A 16,026-nucleotide genomic window follows, 5' to 3' on the forward strand; every position below is an offset into this window, starting at 1 on the left:
ACGTACTTAAAGTACGCTCCGCTTCTGCGCGTGCCGGCTCCTGTCATTCGTCTCGCCATCCGGCGTTTTCGTTTGCGAGGTCGTGATGGAGGTCATCACTTACGGGGGCGGCGAGTTCATCCGCGACATGTTCAACGCTGTCGCGGCGCTCGTCGGCCTCGGCGCCTTCGCCTCGGCGATTAGGCTCTCGCTCCTCCTCGGCCTCCTCTACGCGCTCTTCCTCACCGCCTTCTCCATGAACTTCATGACCACGATCCGATGGTTCGTGGCGACGCTCCTCATCTACCTCTGCCTCCTGGTGCCGAAGACGGACGTGCAGATCGTCGACCGTTTCGATCTGGGGCTCCCAGGCGCGAACGTCGGAGGTGTGCCCATCGGTCTCGCCCTGATCGCGAGCTTCACCACGACCGTGGGCGACAAGTTCACCGAGTTGACGGAGGACACGTTCAGCCTGCCGACGGACCTCGAGTACCAAGAGAACGGCTTCATCTACGGCTCGAAGATCTTCAAGGACGCGATGTCCTTCCAGGTCACCGACGCCGTCTTCGCCGAGAACCTCTCGGGCTTCATCCGCACTTGCGTCTTCTACGACCTCCTGGAGCACCGCTACTCGGTGACGGAGCTGCGCGAGACCGGCGACCTCTGGGCCATGCTGACCGTGACCTACCCGCCGAACCCAGCGCGGTTCTACGAGTGGGTGAACGGCGGCGGCGCGACGGTGGTGAAGTCCTGCGACCAGGCAGCGATCGACCTCGACGCGCAGTGGACGGCAGAGGTGAACCGCGTCGCGCAGATCTATGGCAAGCAGATTGCGCCCGAGCTGACCGAGGCGGCCGCCCAGGCGCTGGTCCTTGGCAACCTAGCGGAAGCTCACGACTTCTTCCTCGGATCCGCGCGCGCGGCCTCGGACCAGATCCGTCAGGTCACCATCGCCAACATGATCGACAAGGCCGTGCGCGACCAAGGCGCGGAGCTTGGCGCCGACGCGCTCCTGGACGCCTACGGCCAGGCGCGGATGGAGTCCGAGATGAACCACGCCATAGGGCAGGGCTCGCGGCTCGCCGAGCGCTTCGTGCCGCTCTTCCGCACCGTCGCCGAGGCGCTCTTCTACGGCCTGTTCCCGATCCTCTTCCCGCTCTTCTTGCTCCCTGAGAGCGGCATGCGGCTCCTGCGCGGCTACACGGGCGGCTTCGTGACGCTCATGGCCTGGGGGCCGATCTACGTCATCCTGCACCGCATCATGATGGGCACGGCGGGCTCGCGATCCCTCGGCGCTGCCTACACCCCGACCTCCGGCGAGGCGATCACGCTCGTCACCCAGACCGGGATCGAGGCCGTGCACGCTGACATTGCCATGATCGCTGGTTACATGACCCTGATGGTGCCCTTCGCCGCCGCGGCGCTTGGCCGCGGCGCCATGGCCTTCACCGGGCTCTCGCAGTCCTTCCTGCATCCGGCGCAGACTGCGGCGCAAGGCGCGGCGCGGGAGGTCTCGACCGGGAACGTCAGCCTGGGGAACACGTCCTTCGACACGCACCGCTTCGCCTCGGTCGACGGCAACCGCACCGCGACATCGAGCTTCGTCGATACAGGTGAAGGGAGCTGGAACACGCCTGAAGGCGGACGCATGCGCGCTGCGGCATCAGGCGCGCGGATCTATGACGGCATGGGCGCGATCTCCCGCGGTGGCACCCATGTCGACTACCAAGGCGGTCTGCAGACGGCGCTCCAGTCCGAAGCCAGCTGGTCGCTCGAACGCCGCGACGCGGCCGCGCAGCGCTCGTCGGAGTCGCGCACCGCGCTCGCCCACGACATCTCCGACCTCACCTGGCAGGTGAGCCAAGGCCGCAGCATCGAGGAGACGTCCGGCTACAGCCTCGACACCCGTCAGTCCGAGTCCGTCAACAAGCTGGTCCAGAACGCGAGCCGCTTCGCCGAACGTCACTCGGAGGGGAGGGAGCGGGAGTTCGCGATGCAGGCCTATGTGGCGGCGTCTGTCGGCGCCAAAGCCGAGATCCCCTTCATCGGGCCGAAGGCCAACATCGAAGGCGGGGCGAGGGCGCATGCCGCGTGGCAGGCACGGGCCAGCGAGATCTACGAGGCGGCGCGGGATGCCTCCCGCACCGACGGCACGCAGGAGACATTCGACGACGTGGTCGCGACCTTCGACCGGGCCAGCGCCTCGGAGTCGGGCGGCGAGAACCACTCTTGGCGCAAGGCCTTCGCCGCGAACCTGCAGGAGAGCCGCACCGCCTCCCGTGACCTCGAGAGCTACCAGGCCCGCCACGACGCGGCCCGCGAGCTTGCGAGCCAGGTCACCCGCGAGGGCTCGGGCTTCACAGCCAACTGGGACAACGCCTTCCTCGCCCACATGGCCGGGCAGGACCGCGGCGACGGGCATGCCGTCGGCATGAACGAGGCGGCACGTCGCTGGACCTCGGGCGAGCTCGCCGACCGGATGTGGGTCGAGGCTGAGGCGCGGGAGTTCATCGGTGCGCAGGCGAGCGAGCTTCTGGAGACGCCTGGGCTCGATGGGTTCCGGCGGCCGACGGCGCCGGAAGTAGGGCCGGATGGGTTCGCGCAGGTCCAGACAGTGGGCGACGGCTACCAGCAGCGTGCCGAAGCGTTGTCGGAAGGCGTTGCCTTTGACGGAGGGCGGCACGAGCAGATCGAGGGTACGCAGGCCTGGACGGGCAACCGCCACGAGGTCGCCGTCGCGAAGAGCACGGGGAACGCGGAGGAGTTGGCGCAGCTGCGGAAGTTCACCGTGCAGGCGCGGGTGCAGGACGGGCGCGATGCTGAGTGGGATGCGTTCGCAAGGTCAGAGCCCGATGAGATGCCTGAAAAGCACGGTGAGATTTGGCGAAAGGCGAAACGACTTCCGGGTATCGGTGGAGCACCCGCGAACGGTGACTGGCAACGAAGGACTGAGGATCGGATGCCTGACGAGCAGCCTCTCGCGAATGATGACCACTACCAAACCGGCGCGGATCGCCTAGAAACTCAGTGAAATTCAAGCCTCGTGACCCGCGTTAAACTGCGCAGCGTTTTCCATCGATACTTGGTGCACCAACTTCATGCTCCTCGTCATTAGGGAGAAGAAAAAATGGCCGATAGCCAAGGCTGCCGCTGCGCCGAAGTACAGCATCCAATCACCAGCAAACATATTGACCAAATGCCGGCTGCCGTGTCCATCTAATGGAACCAGATAGATGTTGGTCCGTGTGGCGACAAGAAGGACACCACCTAGGAGCGACACCAAGGCCGCGACGCCAGTTCCAATCGCTAGAACACGCATCAGCCAAATCCACACGACGGTGTACTTCGCCGTCGCGGCGTTGAACCGGTAAACGCCATGCAGGGACGTCTCGACCTGATCCTGCAGGACGGGATCGAAATCTCGGCGGTTGCCGGTAGAGCTATGGTCGTTCTGAGCCATGGCGAGAGAGTACCACAAGCGGCCGGACATTTCACCCGAGGCGGCTCGGCGGGCAGTACTTGCAGGGCTCGACATGCGCGAGGTCGGACTTCGCGTAGCGGCGCGTCAGGACTGTGTCGTCCACGAGGACTGCGACGCGGTACTGCTTTGCAGTCTCACCGTAGATCTTGCCCGGTACGAGGCAGAACCCCTTCGGTTGAAGCAGCCGTAGCCACTGACCATGGTGGCGCTGAAACTCCTCCGCATTTCTCGGCAAGATTTCTGTCGACGAGCTCATGCTCCCCTCCTGTGGCAGGGCTCGCTTTCATCTTGTCGAAAGGCGCCTTAGGAGGGCGTTGCGCTCGCTCGTCTGATCGAACCTCGCTTCGAAACGAACGGTTAAGCATGGGCCGTCCGTTACAGGCCGATGTCCTGGTCCCGACCGAGGTCCCGATCGTGCTCAAGCGCGCCTCGCGGGGTGACAGCATTTTCCGTTTTGCTCGCCCGAGTTGGCTCACCAACCGGCTCCGCCCCCATCGCGGGTCGATCGAGACCGGTGACTTCGTCGATGTCCCTCGTCGCGTCGATCGCCGACGTCTTGATCCCGGCGTTGCGCTGTAGGGCAGACGTCGTCTTGGCTCTGTCGTCGGTAACGACCGTCAGCGTGTCGGCGGACCGGCTGATGCCGACGTAGAAGCTGGGCTGAGAGGAGAGGGACTTCTCCCGCGCGTCGATGACCGCGATCACGTCGGGCGCGGTCCGGCCCTGCGCCGCGTGTGAGGTAATCGCGTAGGCGTGGGTCAGCGAGGTGAGGGCGAGATCGTCTCGGGCGAAGCGCCGCTCGCCGTCAGGCGTGCGGAGCGTGACGGTCTCCTCATCGAAACGCAGGACCTGCGCTGGCTGCTGCGCTGTCACCTCGGCTTCTCGGACGGTCCGCGTGAACACGAGGCGGTCGCCTTCCCGCAATTCGAGGTTTTTATGGCGTCCGAGTGAGAAGGCGGGGCTGTCGAAGCGTCCGGCGAGGTCGCTCGCCTTCACCGTGTAGAGGCCACCCTTCGAGTTCCGAAGCGTGACGAGCCCATGCTCCTCGTCGACTGAGACTACAGTTCTTGCCGTTCCTGCCTTCGCGTTCACCGCGTCGAGCCGCCCGTGGAAGGAGAGGACGTCGCCCGCTTCGTAGCTCCGCGGGCTAGCGGCTTCCGCCTTCGTCATACCCTTGCTCTCAAGGACGGGCAGGGCGGTCGCCTCCGCACCAAGCCTACCGTCCGCGATCATCACCCCCCGGACCTTGTTATTGATCGCGTTTCGCCAGCGGTGACCCGGCGTGACTATCATGGCGTCAGTCTGCCGCTCTTTCGGAAGCGTCTGCCAGGCTTCGAGAGCGCCTTGCGCGAGATCACCGTCGGGCCGCTCGGCGATGTTGCCTTCCATGCGCTTCATCGCCTGGGCGACCTTGCCGGTCCCCGCCTCGATCACTGCGTAACGCCGATCATCATAGGCGGCGTCCTTCGGCAGGCGGACCACGTCCTTCATGACAGCCGTCGTCATCCCGGCATCCTGAGCCTGGGCGAAGGGCCGACCCGCCTCGACCGCACCGTGCTGACGCCGGTCGCCAGCGAGCACGATCCGCGCCGCCTGGTGGCCCAGGAGCTTACCAAGGAGGCGGTTCATCATCCGGGTGGAGAGGAAGGAGCTCTCGTCGATGATGACGACGCTGCGCGAGAGGTCGCCGTCTCGTCCGCCGTTGTCTCGCCCCCTCAGGAAACCCGCTACCGTTTGCGCTTCGATGCCGAGGCTTTCCTCGAGTTCCCGCCGCGCCGCGTGGGTCGGGGCGAGGCCGACGACGTTGTAGCCGGCCTTCGCAGCGGCGGGCTTCAGATCCGCTGCCAGCTCCTTGGTGTGCCGCATCATCGTGGTCTTGCCGGTCCCAGCGTAACCCTGGACGCCGACGAGGCGATTCTCGCCCGACAAGATCGTTTCCGCGGCGGTCTTCTGCCCTGGCGTGAGGTTGGTCGAAGCGAGCGAAAATCGCACGCGTTCGGCGGAGAGTAGGGGACCGGTCTTCCCGGCGTCCTCCACCAGCGCGAGCGTGCGCTTCTCGTGGCTTACGCTGCGCCGCGTGGTGGCGAGGCCATCGGGATCGTTCGCCTTGACCATCACCTTGCCGGAGCGGCGGAGGAGCCGCAGTTCCTTGTCGACGTCGGCTATGGTGAGCCCGTCGGCGCCGTGCTCCAGCGCCGCGCGGCGGACGTGGTGGAGGGAGAAGGCGGCTTCGCGCTCCTCAAGCTTCCTGAGAGCGACGCTCGCGGCGGACCGTGCCGCGTACTCCCGTTCGGAGCCTGCCCGTTCCATCCGGTAGGGGTCGTTTTCCTCGAGCCGCAGTGTCCGGGTCGGTCGGAAACGGTTCTGGGCGAAGCGGGTAATCACGCCCCCGAAGCCATCTCGCCGGACCCGCTCACCGTCCAGGGACTGCTGCAGGCGTCCTGCCTCCTGGCGCAGCTGCGCTTCGGCAGCGGTCCCTTCGAGTTGGTCCTTCCACGAGGCGCCGCGCGCTTCCCAGGAGGCCTGCCGATCGTCCTGGCTCATAGTGGTTTTTGAGGGCCGGGTTGTCACCGCGAGGACATCGCGGGCCTTCGGCGTCGGGTTGTCCAGGGTCTCGGCGGCGCGGTCGATCCGAGCGCGGCCCTTCGAGAACTCTTCCCGCGCTGCCTCAGGCACGCCGTCCACCTGGTAGCTGCCCGCCTTGCCGTCGGTCAGAGTGACCTTGTAGCCGAGACCGCGCAGCGCCTCGCGCATCTCGGCGTCGTAGGCGAGGCTCAGGGTCTTCCGGTGGCGGAAGAAGGGGTCATTGCGGAGCGCCCGCCAGGTGCCGCCTGCATCCTTAGTCATGTTGGCGACGACGCAGTGCGTGTGGAGCTGCGGATCCTTGTCCCGGGAGATGTCGTGCTCGAACTTCGCCGCCACGAGGTTGCCGGTCTTCACCGGCTCGGGCTCTCCCTTCTTGCCGTTTGGCAGGTCCGGCCTGATCCTAGTGCCAGCGAGGTTGCGCTCGGCCCATTTGAGGGTGCGGTCGACCGCGGTGCGGTGAGCGTTGAGGATCCGTTTGTCGCCGCCGAGATAGAGGAGGAGGGAGACGTCCTTGGGCGGCGAGAAGGTGAGGTCGAAGCCTGGCCGGTGGTTACGCCTTGCCGTCTGCTCCGGCGTCTCGCCCGGTCGTTGCCCGATGCGGCGGCCGTTCAGGGTGTCGCCGGAGAGCACACGCTCGAAGGTGTCGGGATCGACGCCGCCGCGCAGATCCAGGCCCGCCGCGCCCTTCCCAAACCATTGGCTCGGCTCTGGGGCGTCCTTGCCTTTGGCGTAGTAGTTGTCCTTACCGTAGTAGCTCTTCGCCGCCGAAGCGGAGCTGACGGTCGAGATCGAAGCGACCATGGACGGACCTTGCGGCCGACCATTCCGTCGAAAAGCGTCTTCAACTTACACTGCCGTCCCTCGAAAGGCGAACTAGGCAGATGCAGGTAATGTCTCGGATCGAGGCTCTCCACGGAACCAACGTCTTCGCCGACCTCTGCCACCCTTAGAAGAGTGCGCAGATATATTTTAGTGGTCTTCCGCTTGCTGGGCTAGCGAATAAATGGGGATCAGGCAGGCGTTCGCGGCGCAACGATGATGATCGCAGCGCCCAGCAGGCAGACACCAACCCCAATGATGTCCCACCGGTCCAGCTTCACACCCTCGACGAGGCGTAACCAAACCATCGAACTCGCGATGTAAACGCCACCATATGCGGCATAAGCTCGTCCGGCAGCGGCGCTGTCGACCAACGTAAGCAGGTAAGCAAACAGAGCGAGTGACGCGAGACCCGGCAGAATCCACCAAGCCGGCTTGTCGAGGCGGAGCCACGCCCAGAACGCGAAGCATCCCGCGATCTCGGCGATTGCCGCACCGATATAGGCAGCGATTGTCGTCACTACGTTCCTTTAGTCGTCAGCGTTCGAGGCTCGGGGATATGCCCGCTGGCGGATGGACCGGCCTCACTGGTCCGGCGGCCCCGCGTTCACGGATGCGCTAGGGGGCGGGCCATGCGACGAGCAACGGTGAAGGTCCGTCCGATGACCTTTGCGCGCCAGCGCGGCATGCTACTATGTTCGAGCCCGGATAGATACTCGGCGCCGCTCCCTTTCGCCAGCATCGGCCGGGCGGCCGATCGCACAAGACGGGCCTACCGAGTTCACACAGCTCAAAGCAGCCCATCTAGAGCGGCTACGCTCGGGATCACGATAGCATCGAGCTGAGGTCCGAGCCGTGGGTCGGGTAGGCGCTCTGCATGCGCTGAAGGTCCGTGGCCTTCAGTCCCGACCGCATCGCCAGACCGAAGAGGTTCGCGACCTCGGCCTGTCCGTAGCCCAGCAAGTGAACGCCGAGTAGCTCGTCCGTCGCCTTGTCGACGATCAACTTCGTCGCGCCGACCTTCGCGCCGATCCTCTGGTTCGAGTACCAGCCGGACGTCTCGTTGAAGCGGACGTTCACGTCGCGCCCTGACCTCCGTGCGTCCTCTTCCGAGACACCGATCCGCACGATCTCCGGCAGGGTGAAGGCCACGCTCGGCACGCCTGCGTAGTCCGGCGTGCGGTGATCGCCCTTCAGGATGTTCGACGCGGCGACCGCGCCCTCGTGCACGGCGACGGGGGTGAGCGGCGGGCCGCCCGTCGCGGCGCAGTCCCCGGCGGCGTAGAATTTTTGGTTCGTCGTCGAACGCAGGTGCTCGGTGACCGTGATGCCGCTATCCGCGTGCGCGACGTTCGCCGCTTCCAAGTTCAGATGTCCGATCTCCGGCACGCGTCCCGCGCCGTTGACGACCAGGTCGGCCTCGATCTCGATGCTCCCTTCGTCCCAGTCCAAAGTTGCGAAGAGACTGCCACCGCGCCGTTCAATCTTCGCGAGCGACGCGCCGAAGACAAAGTCGATGCCTGCCTTCTTCGAGCTTTCCACGAGGCGATGCACGAGGTCCGGATCGAACGCCTTTAGCGGTCGCTGGCCCCGATCCGCGACGGTGACGGACGCCCCGGCTCGCGCGGCGATGTGGGCGAACTCCATCGAGACGTAGCCGCCGCCGACGAAGAGGATGCGGCGAGGCAGCTCTTCTAGCTCCAAGAACTCCGTCGAGTCCGTCAGGTGTTCGGCGCCGGGAACGTCGAGAGACCGAGGTCGCTGCCCGGTCGCGATCAGGACCTTCCCGGCTTCGACCTCTCGTTCGGCGATCCGCAAGGCCGTGGGCCCTATGAACCGAGCCGTTCCGTGCAGCGTGATGACGCCCGCCTCGTCCAGGGCGGACTCCATCTTGCCCGGCACGGGATCGGTGAAGGAGCGTTTGTGCGCCATGAGGTCCGCCCATTCGATGCGAGGGGTATCGCCGACGCCTTTGCCGCCCATCAGGCGCGCCGCCTCCACGACCTCCGCCGCGCGTCGCAACATCTTCTTCGGGTCGCACCCCCGCAGCGCGCAGGTGCCGCCGTAGGGGCGCTCGTCAACGACGGCGACGGACAGCCCGCCATTGGCGCACTTCTTCGCGGCGTTCAGGCCCGCCATGCCGACGCCGATGACGACGAGATCGAACTTCTCAGGCACAACAGCTTCCTTCTTGGATCGGGGGGCACGGGGTATCGCCGAACGAGCAGTAGACGCAGCAATCACCTTTGTTCGGGCGTAGGACCACCCCGCAGCCCTTGCAGTCGTAGAAGAACTGACAGGCGTCGGTCGGCATCTCGTCCGTGCTCTCATGCCCGCAGGACGGGCAGGTCAGCGTCGAGGTCAGCTTGATGTCGGTCATAGGGTCTCGGTCACAGGGTCTGGGCCCATCGCAGAAGGTCGCGCTCGAAGGCGGGAAGGATGAGGGCGGCGGCAAGTACGGCGGTGCCGAGCGTCAGAAGGACGATGACGCGCATCTTAGGCCGCCCGCCTCGGAACGCGCGGAGCGCGGCCCAACCGAGCAGGCCGACTGCCGCGAGCAGGAACCAAGGCCGGAGCGGCGCGAGCACGGTCAGGCTTCCAGCGAGCGCAGCGCCGACGCCGAGCTGGATCAACACCAGCGGCAGCACGCAACACGACGCTCCGACAGCAGCCAGGACGCCGGCCAAGATGCCGCTGGACGCTGCCGCGCCGCCTGCGCTTCGGTCGCTTCTTTCGGGATCTGTCGTTTCCATCCCATCGCTTGTACGACCTGAAGCGACTACAGGTTCAACCCCCATCTGACGGAGGCGGGCATGCAGGACGGCCTACCCATCGGACGCCTTGCTGAGCGGACTAACGTAAAGGTGGAGACCATCCGCTACTACGAGCGGATCGGGATCATGCCGAAGCCAGACCGTACCCAGAGCGGGCATCGCCGCTACGGCCCGGCGCATGTCGCCCGCCTGCGGTTCATCAAGCGCGGCCGCGAGCTCGGCTTCCCCTTGGAGGACGTGCGTTCCCTGCTCGGCCTCGAGGATGGCCCACCGTCGTGTGCCGAGGTCCACGAGGTCGCCGTTCGCCACCTCGACAGCGTTCGGCAGCGCATCGAGGACTTGCGGGCGCTGGAACGGACGCTCGCGGGCGCCGCCGACGCTTGCGCGCTTGGGGACACACCGGATTGTCCTGTCATCGACGCGCTGAGTTCGAAGCCGGCCGTAGGCGCCCGGAACTAACTGCACGGGCGGGTCAGTCAGGGTCGTTTCGTGCCTTCGTTCGAACCCACCGTCACAGCTTCAAGATGCGCCGTGCCCCGTTCGCGACGATGGCGAAGATAAAGGCGCCTGCGAGCAGGTCCGGCCAGGCCGCGCCCGTCGCCCAGACGACGAGCGCCGACGCGATGACGAGGCCGTTCACCTTGATGTCGTTAGACGTGAAGATCCAGCTCGCTTCGACGTGCGCCTCGCCGCGCCCGGCTTTCCTGAGGATGAGGAGGGTCACGACGTTGCCGACGAGGGCGAGGGTCGCGACGACGATCATCACGGTCACGCCTGGCAGATCGTCCCCCATGACGAAGCGGCGGACGACCTCGATGAGACCGAACAGCGCGAGGCCGAGCTGCAGGTAGCCGCTCGACCGGGCGAGCTGCTTCTTGCGCAGGGCCGTGCTGCCCACGGCGGCGAGGCTCAAGGCGTAGACGAGCGCGTCGGCGAGCATGTCGAGAGAGTCCGCGACCAAGCCCATCGAGCTGGCGATCAGGCCCGCCGTCAGCTCGCCGACGAAGAAGGCCGCGTTGATGCCGAGCGCGATGGCGAGCGGTCCCCGCTGTCTCGCCTCCTCCGTTTCGGGCAGAGCCGCCTCGGACTCGGTCCCGCCGACGGCACGGGCGCCCATGCCGAGCGTCTGCATCGCGGCGACCACCGGACCAGCCTCGCCTTCGTGCCAGATCTCCACCTGCCGCGCATCGAGGTCGAAGCGAAGCTGCTGGACACTCGTTTCGTCCGCGAGGCGCATCCGGATCGCCTGCTCCTCGGACGGGCAGTCCATGCCGGGCACGGCGAAGGTGGTCTTGTTCGGCATGGTCAGCTCAGCCCCAGAAACAGCGCGTTCGATTGGTAGACGCTCAACAAGCCACCGAACACGAAACGTTGCAGGTCAGCTCAAGACTTTCGGTTTAATCTGCGGCGCTGTGCTCCAGCGGCTATCCGCTAGGTTCAACGAGGTGCCGGTCCTGCCGCCGGAAGGGTTCGATCAGCTGGGCACCGTAGCGGACCGGGTAATCCGGTCGTCCTGCCACGCCTATCTCCCCGTCTAGCGGCTGGGGACGCGCCACCTCGAACGTGCCAAGCGCATGGTCCCAAAGCATGGTGAACAGGCCGAAGTTGACGTCGCCATCAGTCTTCGAGGCGAGGTGGTGGTGCCGGTGCCCCGGCGCGACGGCCCAGAGGTAGACGAAGGGCCCGACGCGATAGTCGGCGTTGGAGTGCTGCAGTAGGAGCTGGATCGCGACGGCGAAGGCAAGGAGCGCGCCGGCCTCGACAGTCATGCCGGCGAGAAGCAGCGGTGCGGTGCCTGCCGACAGCTCGATCGCCTGGTGGATCGGGTGCTTCATCAAGCCGTTGAAGCCGTACATGCGACCGACCGAGTGGTGCACAGCGTGGAAGCGCCAGAGCCAGCCGAGCTTGTGACTAGCCCAGTGTGCGAGGGTGATGCCGAGGTCGACGACGAGGATCGCGACGACGAGCTGCGCCCAGAGGGGCCAGCCCGTAGGCCAGATCCCGAGCCCGGGCACGACGGCGGCGAGGAGCGGGATCGCCGCGATGCCGGCGAAGATCGACGCCTCGTTGACGACTGCGTGCAGCCAGTCGCGCCCCGCATCGCCACGGGCCTCGTTCCAAGCGAGCTCGTAGGGAAGGATGCGCTCGGCGAGGAAGGCGACGCCAACGGCGACGAGCAGCAAGGGCAGCAGGACGAGCTTGCCGCCGCCGCCGGCGACGATCGCGAGGGCGGCAGCGATGAAGCCGACGAGGAAGAGGGGCGCGTAGGCGTAGCGGACGAGGAAGCGAAGAGCGGGCATGGGACCTCCGACGAAGACGTGGTTCGTAGCTGGCGACGCCCCGCCGACCGGTCTTGAACGGATCGCTCGCCTCTCAGCGCAGGACAGCGAGCGCCATGCCGGGCGTCACGCCGAAGGTCCGCCGCATGGTCCGCGTCAGGTGCGCCTGGTCGGCGAAGCCCGCCCGCGCTGCCGCCTCGGCGATGCTGGCACGCTCGCTCATCGCGCCGGCTGCACACTCGAGTCGCCGCCATGCGACATAGCTCGTGAGCGGAATGCCGAGCTGCTGACGGGCGAGCGCGCGCAGGCGCTGGGGGGAGAGGTCGCAAGTCTTCGCCGCCTCGGCGACGGTCGAGCCGTCGTCGAGGGCCGCCATCGCGACTGTCAGCCGCTCGTCAGGTCGGGCCTCCCCCGCGCTCTCGCCGAGAGCCGTGACCCAGCTCGCGACCCCACCCAGCGGTGGGAACCCTGCGTCCGGAGGCAGGGCGAAGCAATCGTCAGCGTCAGCCATGCGCGACATAGTACGCCCCGCCTTCGACCACGCCGCCAGCCAGACGAGCTGGCAGGAGGCAGACACATCCAAGCGGTGCGTCACAAGAGGCCGGATGCCGTAGGGGGGCTCGCCGCTCGCGAGGTCCGGGAACACGAGCTGCACCGCGGCATGCGCGTGGGCGTGGCTATCGCCGACGGGACCGACGTAGGCGGCCCAGCCGTCGCCGATCTCGAACGTCCCCGTCCAGGCGGCGTATGATCCATGCCGTCCTCTCATTCTAGGTCCTCCGTAAGGGGATCATCGGTGAGACGCTTCACAAGCGATAGGCGGCGGACCGCAAGAGGAGGGGCATGGCTACGTCCGCCGGACGCATGCGAGTCGCCTGCTCCTCCGAGGGACAATCCATGCCGGGCACCTCAAAGGTCGTCTTCCCTACCGCCGCTAGCGAAGCCCCAGGAACAGCGCCGCGGCGAGGTACATGACCACTGCGCCTCCGAAGACCCAAAGCTGCCCCCGCCTGAACCCTGCCGTGCCGGTCGCGTTCTTCGTCCGCTTGATGGCGACCGCGTAGTAGGCCGGCATGAACGCGGCGAAGACGACGGAAAGGGCGGTCAGCGGTACGTCCTGCAAGCTGAGCCCGACGAGAGCCGGCGGGACGAGAGCGAGGGTCATCGTCACCGTGTTGTCGCCGAGCGTGCTGGTGATGCCCGCGTCCACCTCGCCGCGCCGCGTGACCTTCCACGTCGCGAACACCTCCGGCAGGGTCGCGACCGGCGCGGTGACGAGCAGTCCGCCGACGATGAGCGGGATGCCCAGCGCCTCGACGATGCGCTCGGTCGCCGTCACCGCGAGGTAGGTGCTGACCGCGATCGCGACGATGCCGGCGACGGCGAGCATGACCTCCTTGCGTTCCCAGGAGACATCCTCGCGGTCCGGCCTGTTCCGGAACGCCGCGTTGGCGAGGTAGGCGAGGTAGGCCGGTCCGATGATCGCGGCGTCGATCGGCTGAAGGCCCTGCCAGGGCGGGGGCAGGACGAGGAGGCCGACCAGAAGCACGACGAGGGTGTTGGGCACGGCGTGGACGATGATCGCCTCCTCCGAGACGGCGATCATCTTCTGCTCGCGGTGCCGGTCGTGACCCTCGTGGTCACGTAGCTTTTCCTTCCGCGTTGCGACGTAGCCCGTGGCCACCATGAGGGGGATGGCGATGACGTTGCTGCCGAAGGCGACACCGAGCCCGATGTCGCCGACACCCTGGATCGCGCTGACCAGGTTGATGCCGACCTCGGGGGATGCCGAGGCCAGCCCCACGAGGGCGCCCCCGGCGACGGCGGAGACGCGAAGCTGAGCGCGTGCCTTCTTCAGGACGGCTGCCGCCTGCTCCGCGCCCCAGTGCGCTGCCCAGAGCGAGACTCCGAGGAGGGCGAACCAAAGAACGATCATGGTTCGCCACCTTCGAGATAGGTCGGGCTGCGTGCCTTCTCGCCGACGTAGCTGTAGGCCGCGCCCGCGAAGTGTTCACGGAGCGAGCGCCTTTCGAAGTGCCGGTCTGCAGCGACCCAAGGCTTGAAGTCCTCGTAGTCCCTGCTGACCCCGAACGGCTTCGTCGCGGCGACGCCCGCTTCGACGAGCCAGCCTGGCCAGCTCTCAGGATGCTTCAGGCCGAGAAGACCGATGCGCGCGTCCGTCGGTAGGCGTTCCGCGGCGCGTTCGATCACCTCGTCGTAGGCAGGCACCATCTCGAGGCCGAAGGTGGACAGCACCGCCGCGGCCTCGTCAGGAAGCTGATAGTCCCGCACGTCGGCCTGAACCAGTCGAACGTTGGCGAGGTCGGCTGCCCGCACTCGCTCTTTCGCTTCAGCAAGCATTCCTTCGGAGAGGTCCACGCCGATGACGGTGCCTCGCGACCCGACGGCTGACGAGAGTTCCGCGAGGTTCACGCCGGTGCCGCAGCAAAGATCGATCACCACCGCACCTTCGGACAGCCCCAGCTCCGCCACCAGCTGCTCCTGATGGCGACCGAATCCAAGTGCGTGGAACGCCAAGGTCAGAACGTCGTAGTGGCCTGCACGACGATCGTAGAGCCGCTGGACCTCTTCGGCATCGAGGATGCCCATCAGGCCGGGCTGAGCCGAGTGCCGGCTCCCTCTCCTTCTGCGACGTCGATCTCCGCCGTGACGTGATCGACGTCGAAGCGCTCGTGCAGCAGCGCCTTCACCGCCTCGCGCATGGCACGGTGCTCCGTGCCCGGCGCCGCCGCGATCTCTAACGTGAGCATGGGGCGTTCCTCAGTGATCGACCAAGCGTGGATGTGGCGCACGTCGCGCACGCCGGGCACGGCGTCGATCAGTGCGGCGCGGATCTTCTTGGCTTCCAAGCCCTCCGGTGCGCCTTCGAGCAGGATGCTCGCGCTCTCCTTCACCACGCGGTAAGCGGCTCTCAGGATCAGCGCCGTGACGAAGACGGAGAGGATCGGGTCGATCGGCATCCAGCCGGTCAGCATGATGACGATCGAGGCGACGATCGCGCCGACCGAGCCCAGGAGGTCGCCCAGCACGTGCAGCGCGGCGGCGCGGACGTTGAGGTTCGAGCCCTCGCCTCGGGTCAGCATCCAGAAGGCGACGATGTTCACCGCGAGCCCGGCGACGGCGACCCAGAACATGAGCCCGCCCAAGACCTCGACGGGCTCGCGGAACCGCTTGACCGCCTCGTAGAAGATCCACGCCGCGATCAGGAACAGTGACAGCCCGTTCACGAAGGCGGCGAGCACCGAGAAGCGGTCGTAGCCGTAGCTGCGCTTCCAGGTCGCCGGTCGCCGCGAGAGACGGATCGCCCCCCAGGCGAGCAGGAGGGAGGCGAAGTCGGTCAGCATGTGACCGGCATCAGCGATGAGGGCGAGCGAGCCGGATACTATGCCGCCGAAGACCTCGGCCAACATGAAGCTGCCGGTCAGCACGGCGGCGATGGCGATCTTCCTCTCGTTGCTCGCCGTGGCGCTGACGCCGTGATCATGACCTTGGCCCATGGGCTCTTCCTTTTTCTCGTTCGTTCAGGACCGAAGCCAGGCGAGAGCAGCGCCTTGCTGCTCTTCTGGATAGTAGCGCAGAGACGCCTTCGAGAACGGGTCCGCGAGCGCGGTCATCACTCGTTCCCGCTCCGCGTCTCCGACCACCGCGATCTTCGTGAACCGGTCCTTGAAGCGGAGGTCGGCTTTAAGGTCCGCGATCGCAGCCTGGAAGCTACGGTAGCCGTCGAAGTCATCGATGACGATCAATAGGGACCCATCGGGCTGTTCTTCGGTTTCCCGTTCGAGCCAGGCGGTGAACCGGTCTAGATCCACCTTCCCCAAGCTACCCGCGAAGCGAACGGCGAGAACATCCCGGCGGTCGGCCTTCAAGACTTGAAACATCTCACGCTCCACGCGGCCGCCCCCTCCGAACATTCACTGCTGCCATTGGTTCTCTGATCGGCTGCGAACTGACAGCCGATCGAGTTGTGACTCCGGTCTCGGCAGCTCGGCACAGTCTGACGAGGAATCATGGAGGAAGGCCTCAAACCGTCGCCTCCTCGTAGTCGGGGCTGCCCCCGGATCTCGTCGCCGAAACCAAGACGGCC

At 66.5% G+C, this 16,026-nt stretch carries 15 protein-coding genes; 2 read left to right on the forward strand and 13 right to left on the reverse strand.

Going from position 1 to position 16,026, the window contains the following annotated elements; genetic code table 11:
• Positions 1-85 precede the first annotated feature (85 nt).
• A complete protein-coding gene (locus IE88_RS0114495) occupies positions 86-3,010 on the forward strand; it encodes a conjugal transfer protein TraG N-terminal domain-containing protein (RefSeq protein ID WP_031555833.1) in 2,925 nt (974 codons plus the stop codon).
• A gap of 3 nt (positions 3,011-3,013) precedes the next feature.
• Here IE88_RS0114495 and IE88_RS0114500 read toward each other — a convergent pair whose 3' ends face one another.
• From IE88_RS0114500 to IE88_RS16770, 6 genes are all read right to left on the reverse strand, one after another.
• A complete protein-coding gene (locus IE88_RS0114500; RefSeq protein WP_156032629.1) occupies positions 3,014-3,439 on the reverse strand; it encodes a hypothetical protein in 426 nt (141 codons plus the stop codon).
• 396 nt (positions 3,440-3,835) lie between these two features.
• Positions 3,836-6,847 (reverse strand): MobF family relaxase, encoded by a 3,012-nt coding sequence (gene mobF / locus IE88_RS0114510; RefSeq protein ID WP_031555842.1) that lies wholly within the window; start codon positions 6,845-6,847, stop codon positions 3,836-3,838.
• 209 nt (positions 6,848-7,056) lie between these two features.
• On the reverse strand, positions 7,057-7,386 hold the full coding sequence (locus IE88_RS0114515; protein WP_031555843.1) for a YnfA family protein: 330 nt from the start codon (positions 7,384-7,386) through the stop codon (positions 7,057-7,059).
• A 304-nt stretch (positions 7,387-7,690) separates the two neighbouring features.
• Entirely contained in the window at positions 7,691-9,043 is a 1,353-nt protein-coding gene (locus IE88_RS0114520) for a dihydrolipoyl dehydrogenase family protein (protein WP_031555844.1), read from the reverse strand.
• Entirely contained in the window at positions 9,036-9,245 is a 210-nt protein-coding gene (locus IE88_RS18280) for a GDCCVxC domain-containing (seleno)protein (RefSeq protein WP_031555848.1), read from the reverse strand. Before IE88_RS18280 ends, IE88_RS0114520 begins: the two co-directional genes overlap by 8 nt.
• 10 nt (positions 9,246-9,255) lie before the next feature.
• Positions 9,256-9,618 (reverse strand): mercuric transporter MerT family protein, encoded by a 363-nt coding sequence (locus IE88_RS16770; protein ID WP_036767431.1) that lies wholly within the window; start codon positions 9,616-9,618, stop codon positions 9,256-9,258.
• Positions 9,619-9,678: 60 nt separating this feature from the next.
• Here IE88_RS16770 and IE88_RS0114535 point away from each other — a divergent pair, with 60 nt between their 5' ends.
• Positions 9,679-10,098 (forward strand): MerR family transcriptional regulator, encoded by a 420-nt coding sequence (locus tag IE88_RS0114535; protein WP_031555854.1) that lies wholly within the window; start codon positions 9,679-9,681, stop codon positions 10,096-10,098.
• A 52-nt stretch (positions 10,099-10,150) separates the two neighbouring features.
• Here the strand turns inward: IE88_RS0114535 and IE88_RS0114540 are convergent, their stop codons facing one another.
• The 7 genes from IE88_RS0114540 to IE88_RS0114575 form a co-directional block, all read right to left on the reverse strand.
• Positions 10,151-10,942 carry a cation efflux transmembrane domain-containing protein gene (locus IE88_RS0114540; protein ID WP_031555856.1) on the reverse strand — a complete coding sequence of 264 codons (792 nt, stop codon included), beginning with the start codon at positions 10,940-10,942 and terminating at the stop codon, positions 10,151-10,153.
• 121 nt (positions 10,943-11,063) lie between these two features.
• Positions 11,064-11,939, reverse strand: coding sequence for a sterol desaturase family protein (locus tag IE88_RS0114545; protein WP_031555858.1), 876 nt, complete (start codon positions 11,937-11,939; stop codon positions 11,064-11,066).
• Positions 11,940-12,012: 73 nt separating this feature from the next.
• On the reverse strand, positions 12,013-12,687 hold the full coding sequence (locus IE88_RS17590; protein WP_051882322.1) for a helix-turn-helix domain-containing protein: 675 nt from the start codon (positions 12,685-12,687) through the stop codon (positions 12,013-12,015).
• A 165-nt stretch (positions 12,688-12,852) separates the two neighbouring features.
• Positions 12,853-13,854, reverse strand: coding sequence for a hypothetical protein (locus IE88_RS0114560; protein WP_031555864.1), 1,002 nt, complete (start codon positions 13,852-13,854; stop codon positions 12,853-12,855).
• On the reverse strand, positions 13,851-14,528 hold the full coding sequence (locus IE88_RS0114565) for a methyltransferase domain-containing protein (RefSeq protein WP_051882323.1): 678 nt from the start codon (positions 14,526-14,528) through the stop codon (positions 13,851-13,853). The genes IE88_RS0114560 and IE88_RS0114565 overlap by 4 nt, the downstream gene beginning before the upstream one ends.
• Positions 14,528-15,436 (reverse strand): cation diffusion facilitator family transporter, encoded by a 909-nt coding sequence (locus IE88_RS0114570; protein WP_051882324.1) that lies wholly within the window; start codon positions 15,434-15,436, stop codon positions 14,528-14,530. Before IE88_RS0114570 ends, IE88_RS0114565 begins: the two co-directional genes overlap by 1 nt.
• Positions 15,437-15,460: 24 nt before the next feature.
• Positions 15,461-15,832 (reverse strand): SpoIIAA family protein, encoded by a 372-nt coding sequence (locus IE88_RS0114575; protein ID WP_162178356.1) that lies wholly within the window; start codon positions 15,830-15,832, stop codon positions 15,461-15,463.
• Between the last annotated feature and the right edge of the window lie 194 nt (positions 15,833-16,026).

Source organism: Parvularcula oceani (assembly GCF_000733125.1).
Taxonomy (GTDB): domain Bacteria; phylum Pseudomonadota; class Alphaproteobacteria; order Caulobacterales; family Parvularculaceae; genus Parvularcula; species Parvularcula oceani.

Excerpts from the sequence above, each read along its gene's own strand:
- IE88_RS18280 (WP_031555848.1), bottom strand. The coding sequence starts at position 9,245 with ATGACCGACATCAAGCTGACCTCGACGCTGACCTGCCCGTCCTGCGGG.
- IE88_RS0114495 (WP_031555833.1), top strand. The coding sequence starts at position 86 with ATGGAGGTCATCACTTACGGGGGCGGCGAGTTCATCCGCGACATGTTC.
- mobF (WP_031555842.1), bottom strand. The coding sequence starts at position 6,847 with ATGGTCGCTTCGATCTCGACCGTCAGCTCCGCTTCGGCGGCGAAGAGC.
- IE88_RS0114545 (WP_031555858.1), bottom strand. The coding sequence starts at position 11,939 with ATGCCCGCTCTTCGCTTCCTCGTCCGCTACGCCTACGCGCCCCTCTTC.
- IE88_RS17590 (WP_051882322.1), bottom strand. The coding sequence starts at position 12,687 with ATGAGAGGACGGCATGGATCATACGCCGCCTGGACGGGGACGTTCGAG.
- IE88_RS0114500 (WP_156032629.1), bottom strand. The coding sequence starts at position 3,439 with ATGGCTCAGAACGACCATAGCTCTACCGGCAACCGCCGAGATTTCGAT.
- IE88_RS16770 (WP_036767431.1), bottom strand. The coding sequence starts at position 9,618 with ATGGAAACGACAGATCCCGAAAGAAGCGACCGAAGCGCAGGCGGCGCG.
- IE88_RS0114570 (WP_051882324.1), bottom strand. The coding sequence starts at position 15,436 with ATGGGCCAAGGTCATGATCACGGCGTCAGCGCCACGGCGAGCAACGAG.
- IE88_RS0114535 (WP_031555854.1), top strand. The coding sequence starts at position 9,679 with ATGCAGGACGGCCTACCCATCGGACGCCTTGCTGAGCGGACTAACGTA.
- IE88_RS0114540 (WP_031555856.1), bottom strand. The coding sequence starts at position 10,942 with ATGCCGAACAAGACCACCTTCGCCGTGCCCGGCATGGACTGCCCGTCC.
- IE88_RS0114560 (WP_031555864.1), bottom strand. The coding sequence starts at position 13,854 with ATGATCGTTCTTTGGTTCGCCCTCCTCGGAGTCTCGCTCTGGGCAGCG.
- IE88_RS0114565 (WP_051882323.1), bottom strand. The coding sequence starts at position 14,528 with ATGGGCATCCTCGATGCCGAAGAGGTCCAGCGGCTCTACGATCGTCGT.